This is a genomic window from Altererythrobacter sp. B11, from assembly GCF_003569745.1.
GTDB lineage: Bacteria > Pseudomonadota > Alphaproteobacteria > Sphingomonadales > Sphingomonadaceae > Croceibacterium_C.
Genome location: NZ_AP018498.1, coordinates 3,080,246 through 3,096,362 on the forward strand (window position 1 = coordinate 3,080,246; position 16,117 = coordinate 3,096,362).

12 protein-coding genes and 1 tRNA gene are annotated in these 16,117 nt (G+C 66.5%); 10 read left to right on the plus strand and 3 right to left on the minus strand.

The features are described from left to right. The first annotated feature begins 129 nt into the window (after positions 1–129). The 4 genes from AEB_RS14690 (at position 130) to AEB_RS14705 (ending at position 5,366) form a co-directional block, all read left to right on the plus strand. Positions 130–2,220 (plus strand): sodium-translocating pyrophosphatase, encoded by a 2,091-nt coding sequence (locus tag AEB_RS14690; protein ID WP_119083805.1) that lies wholly within the window; start codon positions 130–132, stop codon positions 2,218–2,220. Positions 2,221–2,372: 152 nt separating this feature from the next. Then, complete coding sequence (locus tag AEB_RS14695) at positions 2,373–3,545, plus strand: GNAT family N-acetyltransferase (RefSeq protein ID WP_231958760.1); 1,173 nt, start codon at positions 2,373–2,375, stop codon at positions 3,543–3,545. Further along, on the plus strand, positions 3,542–4,426 hold the full coding sequence (locus tag AEB_RS14700; RefSeq protein ID WP_119083806.1) for a cupin-like domain-containing protein: 885 nt from the start codon (positions 3,542–3,544) through the stop codon (positions 4,424–4,426). Before AEB_RS14695 ends, AEB_RS14700 begins: the two co-directional genes overlap by 4 nt. A gap of 34 nt (positions 4,427–4,460) precedes the next feature. Beyond that, a complete protein-coding gene (locus AEB_RS14705) occupies positions 4,461–5,366 on the plus strand; it encodes an acyl-CoA thioesterase (RefSeq protein ID WP_119083807.1) in 906 nt (301 codons plus the stop codon). A 32-nt stretch (positions 5,367–5,398) separates the two neighbouring features. Here the strand turns inward: AEB_RS14705 and uvrC are convergent, their stop codons facing one another. Beyond that, on the minus strand, positions 5,399–7,342 hold the full coding sequence (gene uvrC, locus AEB_RS14710; RefSeq protein ID WP_119083808.1) for an excinuclease ABC subunit UvrC: 1,944 nt from the start codon (positions 7,340–7,342) through the stop codon (positions 5,399–5,401). Between the two features lie 52 nt (positions 7,343–7,394). After that, positions 7,395–10,253, minus strand: coding sequence for a TonB-dependent receptor plug domain-containing protein (locus AEB_RS14715; protein ID WP_119083809.1), 2,859 nt, complete (start codon positions 10,251–10,253; stop codon positions 7,395–7,397). Between the two features lie 212 nt (positions 10,254–10,465). Here AEB_RS14715 and infA point away from each other — a divergent pair, with 212 nt between their 5' ends. The 6 genes from infA to AEB_RS14745 all read left to right on the plus strand — a co-directional run bounded on the left by infA (position 10,466) and on the right by AEB_RS14745 (position 13,920). Next, positions 10,466–10,711 carry a translation initiation factor IF-1 gene (infA, locus tag AEB_RS14720; protein WP_055920719.1) on the plus strand — a complete coding sequence of 82 codons (246 nt, stop codon included), beginning with the start codon at positions 10,466–10,468 and terminating at the stop codon, positions 10,709–10,711. A gap of 27 nt (positions 10,712–10,738) precedes the next feature. Beyond that, complete coding sequence (locus AEB_RS14725) at positions 10,739–11,311, plus strand: Maf family protein (protein ID WP_119083810.1); 573 nt, start codon at positions 10,739–10,741, stop codon at positions 11,309–11,311. Continuing rightward, positions 11,304–12,278: a ribonuclease gene (locus tag AEB_RS14730; RefSeq protein WP_119083811.1), complete on the plus strand. Its 975-nt coding sequence runs from the start codon at positions 11,304–11,306 to the stop codon at positions 12,276–12,278. The genes AEB_RS14725 and AEB_RS14730 overlap by 8 nt, the downstream gene beginning before the upstream one ends. Further along, positions 12,275–12,439 carry a DNA gyrase inhibitor YacG gene (locus tag AEB_RS14735; RefSeq protein ID WP_119083812.1) on the plus strand — a complete coding sequence of 55 codons (165 nt, stop codon included), beginning with the start codon at positions 12,275–12,277 and terminating at the stop codon, positions 12,437–12,439. The genes AEB_RS14730 and AEB_RS14735 overlap by 4 nt, the downstream gene beginning before the upstream one ends. A gap of 84 nt (positions 12,440–12,523) precedes the next feature. Then, positions 12,524–12,599 (plus strand) — tRNA-Phe (locus AEB_RS14740). Positions 12,600–12,711: 112 nt separating this feature from the next. Further along, entirely contained in the window at positions 12,712–13,920 is a 1,209-nt protein-coding gene (locus AEB_RS14745) for a potassium/proton antiporter (RefSeq protein ID WP_119083813.1), read from the plus strand. Positions 13,921–14,007: 87 nt separating this feature from the next. On the opposite strand, the gene AEB_RS14750 is transcribed toward AEB_RS14745, so the two are convergent. Continuing rightward, positions 14,008–16,113: a PQQ-dependent dehydrogenase, methanol/ethanol family gene (locus AEB_RS14750; RefSeq protein WP_119083814.1), complete on the minus strand. Its 2,106-nt coding sequence runs from the start codon at positions 16,111–16,113 to the stop codon at positions 14,008–14,010. Between the last annotated feature and the right edge of the window lie 4 nt (positions 16,114–16,117).

A 16,117-nucleotide genomic window follows, 5' to 3' on the forward strand; every position in this document is an offset into this window, starting at 1 on the left:
GCTGTAGGAAAGGCCACAAGGCTCGCGGCTTTGTCCTTGCGCCGGCCTTACTTGCCCTATAGCCATCTTGACTTGGCGGACCCGGCGAAAAGTTCGGGCTGCCCAAATGGAGAGAGGGGGAGGTCAAATATGGACCTTGTATCCATCGCAATCGCGCTGGGGCTGCTCGCCGTCGTTTACGGCTTCGTCACCAGCCGCCAGGTGCTCGGCGCAAATGCCGGTTCTGAAAAGATGCAGGAAATCGCCGGCGCCATTCAGGAAGGCGCGCAGGCTTATCTCAAGCGCCAATACACCACCATTGCCATAGTCGGCGTGATCATGGCCGTGATCGTCGCCCTGTTTCTCGGCGCGATGAGCGCAACCGGCTTCGTGCTGGGGGCGGTCCTGTCCGGCCTCGCCGGCTTCATCGGCATGAATATCTCCGTCCGGGCCAATGTGCGCACGGCGGCGGCGGCGCAGGCGGGCCTGCAGCAGGGCCTCACCCTCGCCTTCCGCGCGGGGGCGATCACCGGGATGCTGGTGGCGGGCCTCGCCCTGCTGGCGATTGCCGGCTTCTTCTATGTGCTGATCGGCCCCATGGCCCTGCCGGCGAATGACCGGGAGGTGACCCGTGCGCTGACCGCCCTCGCCTTCGGCGCCTCACTGATCTCCATCTTCGCCCGACTGGGCGGCGGCATCTTCACCAAGGCAGCCGATGTGGGCGCCGATCTGGTGGGCAAGGTGGAAGCGGGCATTCCCGAGGACGATCCGCGCAACCCGGCGGTGATCGCGGACAATGTAGGCGACAATGTGGGCGATTGCGCTGGCATGGCGGCCGATCTGTTCGAAACCTATGTGGTCACCGTGGGGGCCACCATGGTGCTCACTGCCCTGCTGCTGGGCAGCGCAGGCACGCTGCTGCTGCCGCTGATGGCGCTGCCGCTGCTGATCGGCGGCGTGTGCATCGTCACTTCGATCATCGGCACCTATTTCGTGCGCCTTGGCGGATCGAACAATGTGATGGGGGCCATGTACAAGGGCTTCCTCGTCACCGCGGTGCTTTCCATTCCCGCCATCTGGCTGGCCATCTCGGCGGCGCTGGGCACGATGAACGAGACGATCGGAAACCAGGCCTTCACCGGCATGGACCTGTTTTGGTGCTCGCTCCTTGGCCTGGTCATCACCGGGCTCATCATCTGGATCACCGAATATTACACCGGCACCAATTTCCGCCCGGTGCGGTCCATCGCGCGGGCTTCGGAAACCGGGCATGGCACCAATGTGATCCAGGGGCTGGCGATCAGCCTGGAAGCGACCGCGCTGCCCACGCTGGTGATCGTGGCGGGCATTGTCATCGCCTACCAGCTCGCCGGACTGATCGGCATCGCCTACGCCGCCACGGCCATGTTGGCTCTGGCGGGCATGGTGGTGGCGCTGGACGCCTATGGCCCGGTGACCGACAATGCCGGCGGCATCGCCGAAATGGCCGGGCTGGACGATGCGGTGCGGGAAAAGACGGACCTGCTGGATGCCGTGGGCAACACCACCAAGGCGGTGACCAAGGGCTATGCCATCGGCTCGGCGGGGCTGGCCGCGCTGGTACTTTTCGCCGCCTATACCACCGATCTCAGGGAGTTCTTCCCCGCGCTGCGCGTCGATTTCAGCCTGGAGAACCCCTATGTCATCGTGGGCCTGCTGCTGGGGGCGCTGCTGCCCTATCTGTTCGGCGCCATGGGCATGACGGCGGTGGGCCGCGCGGCGGGCGATGTGGTGAAGGACGTGCGCGACCAGTTCGCCGGCGATCCGGGCATCATGGCCGGCACCAGCCGACCCAATTATGCGCGCACGGTGGACCTCGTCACCAAGGCGGCGATCAAGGAAATGATCGTGCCCAGCCTGCTGCCGGTGCTGGCGCCGATCGCGGTCTATTTCGTGATCCGCTGGGTGGCGGGCCCCGCCAATGGCTTCGCCGCGCTGGGTGCGCTGCTGCTGGGGGTGATCGTGAGCGGGTTGTTCGTGGCCCTGTCCATGACATCCGGCGGGGGCGCCTGGGACAATGCGAAGAAGTTCATCGAGGACGGCCATCACGGCGGCAAGGGCAGCGAAGCCCACAAGGCCGCGGTGACGGGTGACACGGTGGGCGATCCCTACAAGGACACCGCCGGCCCGGCGGTGAACCCGATGATCAAGATCACCAATATCGTGGCCCTGCTGCTGCTGGCGGCGCTGGCTGCTGCCTGACCGGCGGCCGCGCGGCCGCCGACATATCCCACCCGGCGGGGGGCGCCGGGTGGGGTTTTCTTTACCCTCCGGATTAAGCCTTCCTTCGCTCGGCCTCGCTAGAAGCGCCGGCAATTCGCCCATAAATGCTTCCTGCGAAGGTTAACGCCCGCTTGGTCCGCCACGCTTCCACCCTGACCATGCCCGATGCCGCCCTGCCCGGCAGCGGCCGGCCTGTGCCCGCGCTGGCGCTGATGGCGGAAGACTGGCGCCGCTTCGATAGCGCGGCAGAGCGCACACAATGGGATGCGCTGGCCCAATGGGCGGCAGAGCCCAATCCGTTCCACGAAAGCTGGTATCTCCTGCCGGCGCTACGCGCGCTGGACACGACAGGAGAGGTGAAACTGCTGTGCCTGACGGCGGATGGGCAGCTTGCTGGCCTGCTGCCGGTGAAGCGGCAATCGCGATATTACGGCCATCGCCTGCCGCATTGGGCGAACTGGATCCACGACAACGCCTTTCTGGGCACGCCGCTCGTCGCCCCCGGCTTCGAGGGGATATTCTGGCGGCAGGTGCTCGCCTGGTGCGATGCGCGCGCGGGCTGCGCCACCTTCCTCCATCTCTCCCAGCTGCCCACCGAAGGGCCGCTGCATCGCGCACTTGCTGCCGCCTGCGCCAGCAGGAAGCGCCCCGCGGCGAGCGTGTGGCAGGAAGAGCGCGCCATGCTCGCCTCCCCCCTCTCGCCGGAGGAGTATCTGGAGCAGGCGCTTTCGGGCAAGAAGCGCAAGGAATTGCGCCGCCAGCACCGCCGGCTGGCCGAAGAGGGCGATTTGACGGTGGAACGCACCGCTTCGGCCGCGGGCCTGCATGGCTGGGCGCGCGAATTCCTGGAGCTGGAACGCGCCGGCTGGAAGGGGACCGCGGGCTCCGCCCTCGCCTGCGCGCCGCAAACGCGCGATCTCTTCCTCAGCGCGCTGGCAGGCGCTGCGCGGCATGGCCGGCTGGAACGCCTCGCCATTCGGCTGAACGGGCGCCCACTGGCGATGCTGGTGAATTTCCTCTGCCCGCCCGGCGCCTTCTCCTACAAGACGGCGTTCGATGAAGGCTTCGCCCGCTTCTCCCCCGGGGTGCTGCTGCAACGGGAAAACCTGGCCCTGCTGGCGCAGCCCGGCATTGCCTGGGCGGATAGCTGCGCGGCGGCGGATCACCCGATGATCGACCATTTCTGGCGCGAACGCCGCGCCATCGCCCGCTACAATGTCGCCATCGGCGGTGCCGTGCATCGCATGGCCTTCCGCATGCTGGCGAAGAAGGAAACCGGCTCTTTTCCCAGAGGGATCGCATGACCAGTCACGGCCCCATCCATCCCGCCGGCCCAGCGGGGAGCGGCGCGGTGTTCCCGCCCGCATCGCATGCGGATTTCGCCGCCTCCTACCCCGAGGGCCCGCATAAGCTGCGCCACGCGCTGGGCGACCACCCGCTGCTGGCGCTCGATGCGCTGGCCGAACTGGGAGAAAGCCTGCCGCCGCGCTCCATCGAGTACAATCGCGGCGACCTGCCGATCAGCGTGGACGGCAAGCCCGGCGCCACGGGGCTCACCATTGGGGAGACGATCCGCCGCATCGACACCAGCAACAGCTGGGCGGTGCTGAAGAACATCGAACAGCAGCCCGCCTATGCCGCCCTGCTGGCCGATCTGCTGGGTGAGCTGACCGCGGATGTGGTGGGCCGCACCGGGCGTATGATGAAGACGCAGGGCTTCATCTTCGTCTCCAGCCCCGATGCGGTGACGCCCTATCACTTCGACCCGGAACACAACATCCTGCTGCAATTGCGCGGACAGAAGGCGATGACGATCTTCCCCGCCGGCGATCCGCGCTTCGCCCCCGACCGGGTGCACGAGGCCTATCACACCGGCGGCGCGCGCGAACTGGCCTGGGACACCGCGCTGGAACCCGGCGGCCTGACCTTCCGGCTCGATCCCGGCGAAGCCGTCTATGTTCCGGTGATGGCGCCGCATTATGTGCGCAACGGCCCCGCGCCTTCCATCTCGCTGTCGATCACCTGGCGCAGCGAATGGAGCTTTGCCGAAGCCGATGCGCGCGCTTTCAACAGCTTGCTGCGCCGCTGGGGCCTCGATCCCGCGCCGCCGGGGCGGTGGCCGCGGAGCAACAGGGCCAAGGCAATCGGCTGGCGAATTGCACGGCGAATCCCCGGGATTTGTTGACTGGGGGCCAACTGCCGCGCATGGCGCTTTACCAATGGCGAGCATGTCCCCGTACAATCCCACGCCCGAAGAGCTGGTGGCCGAGCTCACCCTGCTGCTCGATCTCGAGCCGCGCGGCGGTGATCGCTTCATCGGCCGGCGGCAGAAATTCGGCATCGGCCGCGTATTCGGCGGGCAGGCGATCGCCCAGGCGCTGGGCGCGGCGCGGCGCACCGTGCCGCACAGCCGCCACACCCATTCGCTGCACGCCTATTTCCTGCGCGGCGGTACGGACGATCTGCCCATCGAATTCCGCGTGAAGCGCGATTTCGACGGCAGCAGCTTTTCCAACCGGCGCGTGGTGGCGAGCCAGCAGGGCGAGCCGATCCTGAACCTCATCACCTCCTTCCAGGAACCGCAGCAGGGCCTGTCGCACCAGCTGGCGACCATGCCCGACGTGCCGCCCCCGGAAGAGCTGGAATCCGACACCGTCGTGCGCCGACGCATTGCCGAAGGTTTTCCCGAAGGCGTGATGCGCGACCGGCTGATGCAGCCGCGCGCGATCGACATCCGCTCCATCGAACCGCGCGACTGGCTCGATCCGCAGAAGCGCGAACCCGTGGCCCATTGTTGGTTCCGTACCGTGGCCGCCCTGCCCGACGATCCGCCGGTGCACCGCGCGGTGCTGGCCTATGCCAGCGATTTCCAGCTGCTGCCCACGGCGCTGATGCCCCACGGGCTGAGCTTCCACCTGGGACAGGTGAAGGCCGCCAGCCTCGATCATGCGATCTGGTTCCACGGCCCCTTCCGCGCGGACGACTGGCTGCTCTATGTCACCGACAGCCCCTGGTCCGGCCTCGCCCGCGGCTTCGGGCGCGGGCAGATCTTCACGCGCGACGGCCGGCTGGTCGCCAGCGTGGCGCAGGAAGGCATGATGCGCGCCGTCCCCCAGCAGGGCTGACGGCGGGCGATCAACGCAGCGGGTCCGGCGGTTCAGCCGCGCGCGTGATAGAAATCGTAGATCTTCTGGGCCACGCCCTCGCTGATGCCCGGCGCCCGCTTCAGATCGTCCAGCGCCGCCGCGCGCACCTTGCCCGCCGTCCCGAAATGCAGCAGCAGCGCCCGCTTGCGCGAAGGGCCGATGCCGGGAATCTCGTCCAGCGGAGAGGCGGTGATCGCCCGGCTGCGCTTGGCCCGATGCGCGCCGATGGCGAAGCGATGCGCCTCGTCCCGCAGCCGCTGGAGGTAGAAGAGCACCGGAGAATTGACGGGCAGCATCTTCTCCCGCCCATCGGGGAAATGGAACACCTCTCGTCCCTCGCGCCCGTGGTGCGGCCCCTTGGCGACACCGATCAGCGGCACGTCCTCGATCCCCAATTCCTCCAGCGTGTCCCGGGCGGAGGACATCTGCCCCTTCCCGCCGTCCAGCAGCACCAGATCGGGCCATAGGCCGCCTTCGCGGTCGGGGTCTTCCTCCATCGCGCGGGAGAAGCGGCGGTTCATCACCTCGCGCATCATGGCGAAATCGTCATTGGTCTGCGCAGTGCGGATGTTGAACTTGCGATACTGGTTCTTCAGGAAGCCTTCGGGCCCCGCCACCACCATGGCGCCCACGGCCTTGCTGCCCTGAATATGGCTGTTGTCATAGATCTCGATGCGGGCAGGCACGTCGGAAAGCTCGAGGAATTCGGTCAGCTCGCGCATCACCTTCGCCTGCGTGCCGCTTTCCGCCATCCGCCGGTCCAGCGCTTCCATCGCATTGCGGCTGGCCTGCTCCATCAGCCGTCGCCGGTCACCCCGCTGGGGCACGCTGATCTCCACCGATCGGCCAGCAAGCTCTCCGAAAGCCTGCTCCAGCAGCTCGCGATCGGGCAATTCGCGGTCCACCAGGATCGTGCGCGGGGGCGGCACCTCTTCATAGAATTGCGCAAGCACGCGGCTGAGCACCTCTTCCGCCGCCACGCCGCTGGTGTGGCTGGGGAAGAAGGCGCGGTGGCCCCAGTTCTGCCCGCCGCGCACGAAGAAGCCCTGGATGCCGACATGGCCGCCCTTCTCCGCCAGCGCGAAGACATCCGCATCGCCCACGCCGCCGGCATTCACGGCTTGCGTGCCCTGGATGAAGGTCGCGGCGCGCAGCCGGTCGCGCAGCATGGCCGCGCGCTCGAAATCCAGCGCCTCCGCCGCTTCCTGCATCTGCACTTCGATTTTCTTCTGCACCGCGCCCGACCGGCCGCCCAGGAAATCCTTCGCCTCGCGGATCAGCTCGGAATAGCCGGCCGCATCGATGCGGCCCACGCAGGGGGCGGAACAGCGCTTGATCTGGTAGAGCAGGCAGGGCCGGTCCCGCCGGCTGAAGAAGCTGTCGGTGCAGGATCGCAGCAGGAACAGCTTCTGCAACGCATTGATCGTCGTGTTGACGGAGCCGGCACTGGCGAAGGGCCCGTAATAGCTGCCCTTGGCCTTGCGCGCGCCGCGATGCTTCATGATGCGCGGGAAATCATGCCCTTCGCGCAGCAGGATGAAGGGGAAGCTCTTATCGTCGCGCAGCAGCACGTTGTACGGCGGGCGGAAGCGCTTGATCAGCTGCGCTTCGAGCAGCAGCGCCTCCGCCTCGCTGTTGGTGGTGACGATCTCCATGCCGCGCGTCTGGCTGACCATGCGCTGCAGCCGGATCGGCAGGCGGTCCACCTGCGTGTAATTGGCCACGCGGTTCTTCAGCACCCGCGCCTTGCCCACATAGAGCACATCGCCCCGGGCATCGACCATGCGATAGACGCCGGGCCGCGTGGGCAGCGTCTTCACCACCGCGCGGATCGCGGCCACGCCCGCCTCTATGTCGGGCTGGGACGATCCGCGCAGCGTGTAGGACGCGCGATCCTCATGAAATCTCTCGGCGCCCTTCGGGTTGGGCGGGGTTCCGGCAGGCGTTCGGGACATCGCGCCCAGATAGGCACAATTGCCCCGCCCGTCATCCCGCCTGCGCGCGCAATCAGAAGATCTTGCGCAGCTCGATCTCGAAGAAGCGTCCCACCGGATCGACCAGATAAGGCTGGTAACGGATCGGCACCGTACCGGTGGAATCCTCCACCCGCTGCCGTGCATCGAAGATGTTGTCCACGCTGAACGACAGGCGCGTGTTCTTCAGCAGCGGCACCGATTTCAGCAGCTTTTCCTGCTGGTTGAAATCCACGAACAGCCGGATGTCGAAGGTGACGAGATCGTTGAAATGCAGATCCTCGCTGCCTGGCAGGCCGCTGCCGGCGATGTTGGACGAGCCGGTGTACTTGCTACTGAGGAAACTGCCGAAGCCGTCATAGAACAAGCCCACGCGGGCCGTGGCGGAATGGCGCGCCAGCCCGTCGGCAGAGATGGATTCGCCATTCAGCGCATCGAGCACCGGCCCGCCTTCGGCGACCTCCACCTTGTTCTTGATCTCATAGCTGTAGGTCAGATTGGCGAACCAGCGCCCGGTGGCGCCACTGCCGCCGCCCGGCGGGCCGAAGCCGCCCCCACGCGGGCCGCCGCCAGCGCCCGGTGCCCTGCCCCCGGGTCCGCCCCCGCCAGCCGCATCTCCGCGCGGCGGCGCGCCATCGGCAGCCGGACCGCGCGAGGCCGGGCCACGCCCGAAGCCGTCATTGCTGCAGAAGCGCGTGCGGAACTGCGCCACCCGCTCCGGATCGATCGTACCGTCTTCACGCTTCAGCCGCTGCACCAGCATCGGCGGCAAATCGGCCAGTTGCTCTTCGGTAAGGGTGGGCGTGGAGCCATCCGCGCTTTGTGCGCAGAACTCCTGCCTCAAGGCCTGCAGCTTGGCCGGATCGAAGCCCGGCCGGCCTTCGCCATTCGCCTGTCCTCCGCCGCCGCTCTGGCCCTGGCCCGCCCCGCCCTGTCCGCCGCCAGCGGCCGCTCCGCCAAAGCGGCCCATGAAGCCACCGCCCCCGCCGCCCTCGCTCGCCTTGCCGATCTGCCCGGATAGGTTGAGGCCGAACTGCAGCCGCTGCGAATCCTGCGCGGCATAGGTGACCGGGCGCTGATCGATCGACACCAGCCGCCCGCTGGCATCGCGCACCACGCGGCCGGGGAAGGCCGCTTCCACCGCCGGCGTCAGCACCGGGAAAGTGGAGGTCACATCCTCCGAATGATTGATGAAATAGTCGATCGAGAAGTTCGACCGGTCAAGGAACGGCAGTTCCACGATCGCGCCGAACTTCCAGTCCTGCTGCTTCTGCGCCGGCAGGTTGGGATTGCCGCCGGTTATCAGCGTGGCCAGCACCGTTTCGCCATTGGTGAGGTCGAACACCGGCACATTCGGCGTCGCGATTTCAGGATTGCCCAGCTGCGCCAGCGTGGGCGCCGCTTCCTTGACGATGCGGCTGCCGGTCAGGGTCAGGATGTCGAAGGGCGACCAGGTGAGGCCGGCCGACCAATCCGTCAGCGTGCCGAAGTCCGACAGGTGGTTGAGCCCGGCGCTGGCGTTGAAGCTAAGATCGCCGATCGCGGCGCCGAAATCATCGCGCACGCTGGTGATCGGCACGCCAAGATTGACGCCGGCCGACAGATCGCCCCGCTTGAGCTCGGTGCGATCCACCTCGGTACGGCTGTCCTCGCTGCGGATGCGGGTCCAGTCATACCCGGCATCGAACGTCACAGAGACGGGGCCGGCCGGCGCGTAAAGCGGGCTGCCGGTGATCGTGACGAGACTGGAAGCGGAATCCGTCTTCGTCAGCGCGGTGTCCACGCCGGCATCGGCCAGCTGCGGCAACGCCGCGTCAATCGGCAGCGCGCCTGCGGCGGCTGCGTCGATCAGATCCTGTGTATCGGCACGGCGGCGGATCAGGCTGCGCGCGTCGACACGGCTGCCGTCCACCGTCGCCGTCAGCTGCCAATCGCCTAGCGGCGCGTTCAGTGCGCCACCTAGCGAATAGGTATCGGTGCGCGAATCCACCGTGAGCGGCCGCTGTTCGTTCAAGGTGCGAAGCGCACTGGCGCCGCCGGGGGCGGTGAGCACCACCGTATCCAGCCCCTGCAGACGCAGCGTATCGCTGCGTTCGAAGCCGCCGTTCAGCGTCAGCGATGTGCCGTTGTCCGCCAGCTTCGTCGTCCAGGTGCTTTCCGCCGTCAGTTCGGAGGAATCGCTCACCAGGCTGCGGAAGCGCGCAGGATCGGGATCGGTGGCGTAGGTCGGCGGGGTGGATTGCACCACGCCGCGATCCGCCTCCGTCAGCAGGCCGGAATCGTTCCATTCCAGATTGACGTTGAAGCGCGAGGGGCCGCTGAGCTTCAAATAGGTGGCTTCCGCCTCCTTGGTGGAATAGCCGCCTTCCCATGGCTGGCCATATTCCAGCTCCACCTCGCGGCTGGAGTAATTGCGCTTGAGCACGAAGTTGACGACGCGCTGATCGGCCGAGAAGCCATAGCGCAGCGCCACTTCCTCGGGGAACACCTCCACCTTCTCGATCGCTTCGGGCGGGTAGGACCGCAGCTCGCGGAAGCTGGCAATCCGCACGCCGTTCACCAGAATGGCGGGCGGACCGCTGCCGCGCCCGCGACCACTGTTCACCTGCGGCCCCAGTGCTTCGATCAGATCGGCCACGGAGCTGACGCCATAGGCGGCGATATCTTCGGTGGTCAGTTCCAGGATCGGGGGCTGCGGCGCCTCCACAGTCCCGCGCAGCGCATCGGCGATGACCAGGATTTCGCCCTCGGTCGAATCCCGCCCGTCCTCCGCGCCGGTGTCGGGCCCGTTGGATTGCTGCTGCGCTGTCGCGTCCTCTGCCCACGCGGGCGTGGCGGCAAGAGACAGGACGAGGGACAATGCGGAGAAGGTGCGGAAACGGGTCGGGCGCAAATGATGATCCTTGTACTTGACTGCCTCGCCCCTTCTACCGCCGCCTATCGCGACAGGCTGGTCTCTTCGCAAGCCGCGCTGGGTAATAAAGTGTCGCAAACGCTACAATCTCCTGGAGAATAGAGACCAGTTGCGCGCAGGCTTCCCTTTTTCGACTGTCGCAGCTATGGCGCGCGGCCAATGGCAATCCAGTTCACGGAACAAGCGATTTAATGGCTAAAGAAGAACTCCTCGAGATGCGCGGCAAGGTGGTGGAATTGCTGCCGAACGCGATGTTCCGGGTAGAGCTCGAAAACGGCCATGAAGTTCTCGGCCATACTGCCGGGCGGATGCGCAAGAACCGCATTCGCGTGCTCGTGGGGGACGAAGTCCTGTGCGAACTGACGCCCTATGATCTTACCAAGGCCAGAATCACCTATCGCTTCATGCCCGGCCGGGGCGGCCCGGGGCCGCAATAGCGCCGCGGCGTGACTGCACGCCACGCCATGCAACCCGATCTCATCCTTGCTTCGGCCAGCCCCCGGCGGCGTGAACTTCTCGCGCGGCTGGGCGTCGAGCCGGCCCGCGTAAACCCCGCCGATATAGACGAAACGCCGCTGAAGGGCGAACTCCCCCGCGCCTATGCCCAGCGAATGGCGCGCGAAAAGGCTCAGGCGGCAAGCGATAGTGCCGCGCATGTGCTGGCGGGCGACACGGTTGTCGCGGTCGGCCGTCGCATCCTGCCCAAGGCGGAGGACGAGGAGACGGCGCGGCGCTGCCTCAAGCTGCTGTCCGGCCGTCGCCACCGGGTGCTGTCCTCCGTCGCCCTGCTGGCGCCTGACGGCACGCTGCGCGAACGGCTGAGCGAAACGCAGGTGCGCTTCAAGCGGCTCTCGCCCGAAGAGATCTCCGCCTATCTCGCCGGGGGCGAATGGCACGGCAAGGCGGGCGGCTATGCCATCCAGGGCAGCGCCGAAGGTCTGATCGCCTGGATTGCGGGCAGCCATTCGGGTGTGGTTGGCCTGCCGCTGTTCGAAACCCGCGCGCTGCTGCGCTCCGCAGGCTTTCCCCTTGGCTGAATGGCTTCTCGAAGACGGGATCGGCGAAGAGCGTGCGATCCTGATCGAACAGGACGAGATTGTCGCCGCGCGCTTGCGCTGGCCCGGCGCGCTTGAAGCCGGCGAGATCGCTGATGCCGTGCTGATTGCACGCACCGCCGGCGCACCGCGCGGCACCGCCCGCTTCCCGAATGGCGAGGAAGCCCTGGTCGATCGCCTGCCCGCTTCCGCTGCGGAGGGCTCCGTGCTGCGGCTGGAAGTGCTGCGTCCGGCCATGGCGGAACGGGGCCGGATGAAGCGCGCACAGGCACGGCCGAGCGAGCAGGCCCCGCGCCCCGCCCCCTCCCTGCTGCAGTCCCTTCGCGCTGAAGGCCACGAAGCCCGCCCGGTGCATCGCTTCCCCGTCTCGGTGTGGGATGAACTGGTGGCAGAAGCCTTCGCCGCCCAGGTGGATTTCGCCGGTGGCGCGCTGCTGTTCAGCCCCACGCCGGCCATGCTGCTGGTGGATGTGGACGGCACGGGCAGCGCCCAGGCGCTGGCGCTCGCGGCCATCCCCTCGCTGGCTGCAGCCCTGCGGCGGTTCGACGTGGGGGGCGCGATCGGCGTCGATTTCCCCACGCTGGCGAGCAAGGCAGACCGGCGCGCGGTGGACGAGGCGCTGGAGGCGGCACTTGCCGGCTGGCCGCATGAGCGCACGGCAATGAACGGCTTCGGCTTCGTGCAGATCGTTGCGCGGCTGCGGCGGCCCTCGCTGCTGCAGCGCGCCCATCTGCGCCGCTCGGAAATGGCCGCCCGCCTGCTACTGCGCCGGGCCGAGGGGCTGCAGGGCGCGGGCGCCGTGGAGCTCACCGGGCACCCCGCCCTCGCCGCCGCTATCCGTCCCGAATGGCGCGCCGAACTGGCCCGTCGCACCGGGCGCGAGCTGCGCTGGCGCGCCGATCCCGGCCTTGCGATCGAGGCACCGCATGCCCAGCTTGTACCCCTATGACGAAGCGCTCCTGCCCTATCTGCTCCAAGCCCCGAAGCGAGGAGTTCAGCCCCTTCTGCTCCAGCCGCTGCCGTGACCGCGACCTGGCCCAGTGGCTGAACGACGGCTATGCCGTGCCCGGTCCGCCGGCGGACCCGGAGGACATCGCAAGAGAGGAATAACCCTCTTGCAAAGCCCGCGGCCCTTCGCCATAGGCGCCACTCCAACCGCTCGCCGGGCCTTTCGGGGCCTGTGGCAGAGGCGATGCCCAGGTAGCTCAGTTGGTAGAGCATGCGACTGAAAATCGCAGTGTCGGTGGTTCGATTCCGCCCCTGGGCACCATTACCCTCCCAGACCAAAAACTGATCTCCTAACGGAGAGGCCAAGTGTCGATAAGGACATTGGGTTACATAGCTAAGCCTCTGTTCAGCATTACACCTGCCAAGGTTTGAACATGCCTATTGTCAGCCCTGAAGTCGCACTGCTGTCGGTCGGCATCTTGCTCCTCCTGACCGTCCTGGCCGGGACGCTTTCAAGTCGCTTCGGCCTTCCGGCCCTCATCGGTTTTCTCGCCCTGGGGATGCTCGCGGGTGTCGACGGCCCAGGCGGGATCTCATTCGATGACTATCTGGTCACCCAGGGGATCAGCGTCGCGTGCCTGATATTCATCCTTTTCTCGGGCGGTCTCGATACGGAGTGGCGAAACGTTCGTCGCGTGGCGGTTCCGGCGCTGCTTCTTGCAACGCTGGGCGTATTGCTGAGCGCAGGGGTCGTCGGAGCTGCCGCCATGCTGATCCTCGGCTTCGGGCCGTTTCAGGGTTTTCTCCTTGGCGCGATCGTTGCGTCGACAGACGCCGCTGCCGTGTTCGCCATTTTGCGTTCGAGCGACATGAAGCTGAACGCCGATGTGCGAGCGCTGATTGAGGTCGAGTCCGGTTCCAACGATCCGATGGCGATTTTTCTGGTCGGTGCGGCGCTCCTTTTCCTGACCACGCCGGACGTGTCCGTGCTGACGCTCGGGTCAGACTTCATTGTGCAGATGGCTGCGGGAGCAGCCATCGGAACGGCTGCCGGCTGGTTGATGCCGGAGATACTCAAGCGTTCAAAATACGCCCACGGAGGGCTTGCCTTCGTAATTTCGATCGCGACCGCGCTTATCGCATACGGCTGCGCCCAGATCGTGGGCGGAAACGGCTTTCTCGCCGCCTATGTGGCAGGCCTGATGGCGGGCAACCGCGGCTATGCGGCGAAGCCGATCGTGGCGACCTTTCAGGACGGCATGGCATGGCTTGCACAGGTGGCCATGTTCCTCACGCTGGGCTTGCTCATCGCGCCATCCAATCTGGTCCATGTCATCGGCCCCGGCCTGGCCATAACCTTTATCCTCATGCTGGTTGCCCGCCCGCTGAGCGTATTCCTGTGCCTTTTGCCGTTCCGCCAGTTTGGCTGGCGGTCCAAGCTCTTCATCTCGTGGGCAGGATTGCGCGGAGCGGTGCCGATCGTTCTGGCGACGTTTCCGATTGTCGCGGGCGTGCCCGGCGCATTCGCGATCTTCAACATCGTGTTCTTCGTCGTTTTGCTATGCAGCTTGATACAGGGCCCGACGATCAACTGGCTCGCCAGAAGACTTGGCGTCGTGCCTGCCGAAGAGCAGCGGGCCTAGGCAGGCATCTGCTTCTTGAGGCAGAACAGGAGCCGGAAAGAACAACCGGTCACGGTCAGCCCTGACTGAGGAATGTCCAAGTCGATCTCACTCGGTCTGCGTGTTTCGGCCCCAGTCCTCATTGGCCCGCGCGATGAGATAGGCGTGAATTGCGTCGACCTGTTCCTTGTCGAGAATGTCGTCGAAGGCGGCCATGCCCTTGTCCACATAGGCCCCGCCCAGCACGATCTCCTCAAATCGGTCGTGCGTCGCCGGGGTCATATGGCGCAGGTCGGCGACGCCGCCGATCGCATTCTGCCCGTGGCAGACAGAGCAGGTCTGGGCAAAGAGCTGCGCGCCGCGCGTCACAGTCGCTTCGGGCGCACGGAGCGGCGGGGGCGCCGGCGGCGAGCTTGCCCGCTCGGGCAAAGGCGGCAGGCTCTGCGTTCCACCTAGCTTGAAAACCAGCAGCCGGGCTGGCGCCCGCGGCATTTCCGTGCCCGCGCCGCGCTCGATCTGCGCAGCGCCGCCGCCCCAACCGGCATTGATCGCGATATATTGCTCGCCATCCAGCATGTAGGTGATCGCGCCTGCCACAGGCGCGCTTTGCGTTGGAAATTCCCACAGCACGGCACCATTGCGCGCATCGAAGGCGGTGAAGGTCTGCTTCGTCGTGCCCTCGAACACCACATCCGACGCGGTCACCAGGACGCCGCCATTGCCATGGCGCGGCAGTTCGTGTTGCCAGGCGATCTTCTGCTTCACCGGGTCATATGCGGTCAGCCAGGCCCGCTCCAGCTTGTTGCCTTCTGCCTGCAACTTCGCCCGCTGCTTGCCGACCTCTCCCGTATAGCCGCCCCAGCCGCTGTTGGAGCGCATGGGCTGCGGTTTCCAGTCCGGCTGCAAGGCATAGACGAGCGCCGACTGGTAGGCCGGGAAATAGGCCAGCCCGGTACGCGGGGAGTAGGCCATGGGAAACCAGTTGTGCGCGCCGCCCGGCCCGGGCGCCACCAGCCTCGGGTCGAAGCCGTAGCGCACCCTCTCGCTGGTGACGGGGCGCCCTTGCTTGTCGAAACCCTCGTTCCAGTTCTGGTAGACATGCGGCGCCGCGCTGATGAACTCGCCCGTTTCACGGTCGAGCACGTAAAAGAAGCCGTTCTTGGGCGCCTGCATCAGCACCTTGCGCATCTTGCCGTCTATCTCGAGATCGGCGCTGATCATGGATTGGGTGCAGGTCCAGTCCCATTCCTCGCCCGGGTTCATCTGATAGTGCCAGCGATAGGCGCCCGTATCTGCATCGAGCGCGACGATGGAGCATACGAAGAGATTGTCGCCCTTGTTCTGCGAGCGGTAGTAACGGGAATGCGGCGTCGCGTTGCCGGTGCCGACATACACGAGATTGAGATCGGGATCATAGGCGATCGCGTCCCAAGGGTTGGCCCCGCCGCCCAATTGCAGATAATCGGTGCCGAACCAGGTCTTACGGATCATGTCCATGACGGGATCGGAGGCGACCCCATCCGGTCCGGCGGCCCAATCGCCCGGGGTGAGGAAGAACTTCCATTCCTGCTTGCCGGTCTCGACATTCCAGGCGGCCACGAAGCCGCGCACGCCAAAGTCCCCGCCCGACTGGCCCACCACCACCTTGTCTCCGAAGACGCGCGGCGCACCAGTGATGGTGTAGGGAAAATTGTCCCCGAAGGTCCGCGTGGACCAGATCGGCTTGCCCCTCTTGCGGTCGAGCGCGATAAGGCGCCCGTCGAGCGTGGCGATGATGACCTTGTCCCCATGCAGCGCCAGGCCGCGGCTCACCGGCTCGCAACAGGCGTAGCGGCCCATTTCGCGCGGGGTTTCAGGATCGTAGGTCCACAGCCTTTTGCCGGTGCGGGCGTCATAGGCGATGGTGATGTTGAACGGCAGCGTGTTGTACAGCACGCCATCGGCATAGAGCGGCGTCGCTTCCACCCCGCGATAGGTGCCCAGATCGTCATACCAGGCGAGGCCGAGCGTCGCGACATTGTCCCTGTCGATCTGCGTGAGCGGGCTGTAGCGCTGCGCGGAATAGGTCCGGCCGTCCATCAGCCATTCCTCGCCCGCAGGGGCGGAGAGCGCATCGTTGGCCTGCGCGGATACGGTCGCCGGACCATCCGCGGCCACGCAGGATGCGAGGAAAAGCGCCCAGAGGGGTGCGGCAAGCCGGATCCAGCGGTTCATGTCA

Excerpts from the sequence above, each read along its gene's own strand:
- AEB_RS14690 (WP_119083805.1), top strand. The coding sequence starts at position 130 with ATGGACCTTGTATCCATCGCAATCGCGCTGGGGCTGCTCGCCGTCGTT.
- AEB_RS14700 (WP_119083806.1), top strand. The coding sequence starts at position 3,542 with ATGACCAGTCACGGCCCCATCCATCCCGCCGGCCCAGCGGGGAGCGGC.
- AEB_RS14705 (WP_119083807.1), top strand. The coding sequence starts at position 4,461 with ATGGCGAGCATGTCCCCGTACAATCCCACGCCCGAAGAGCTGGTGGCC.
- uvrC (WP_119083808.1), bottom strand. The coding sequence starts at position 7,342 with ATGTCCCGAACGCCTGCCGGAACCCCGCCCAACCCGAAGGGCGCCGAG.
- infA (WP_055920719.1), top strand. The coding sequence starts at position 10,466 with ATGGCTAAAGAAGAACTCCTCGAGATGCGCGGCAAGGTGGTGGAATTG.
- AEB_RS14725 (WP_119083810.1), top strand. The coding sequence starts at position 10,739 with ATGCAACCCGATCTCATCCTTGCTTCGGCCAGCCCCCGGCGGCGTGAA.
- AEB_RS14735 (WP_119083812.1), top strand. The coding sequence starts at position 12,275 with ATGACGAAGCGCTCCTGCCCTATCTGCTCCAAGCCCCGAAGCGAGGAG.
- AEB_RS14745 (WP_119083813.1), top strand. The coding sequence starts at position 12,712 with ATGCCTATTGTCAGCCCTGAAGTCGCACTGCTGTCGGTCGGCATCTTG.
- AEB_RS14750 (WP_119083814.1), bottom strand. The coding sequence starts at position 16,113 with ATGAACCGCTGGATCCGGCTTGCCGCACCCCTCTGGGCGCTTTTCCTC.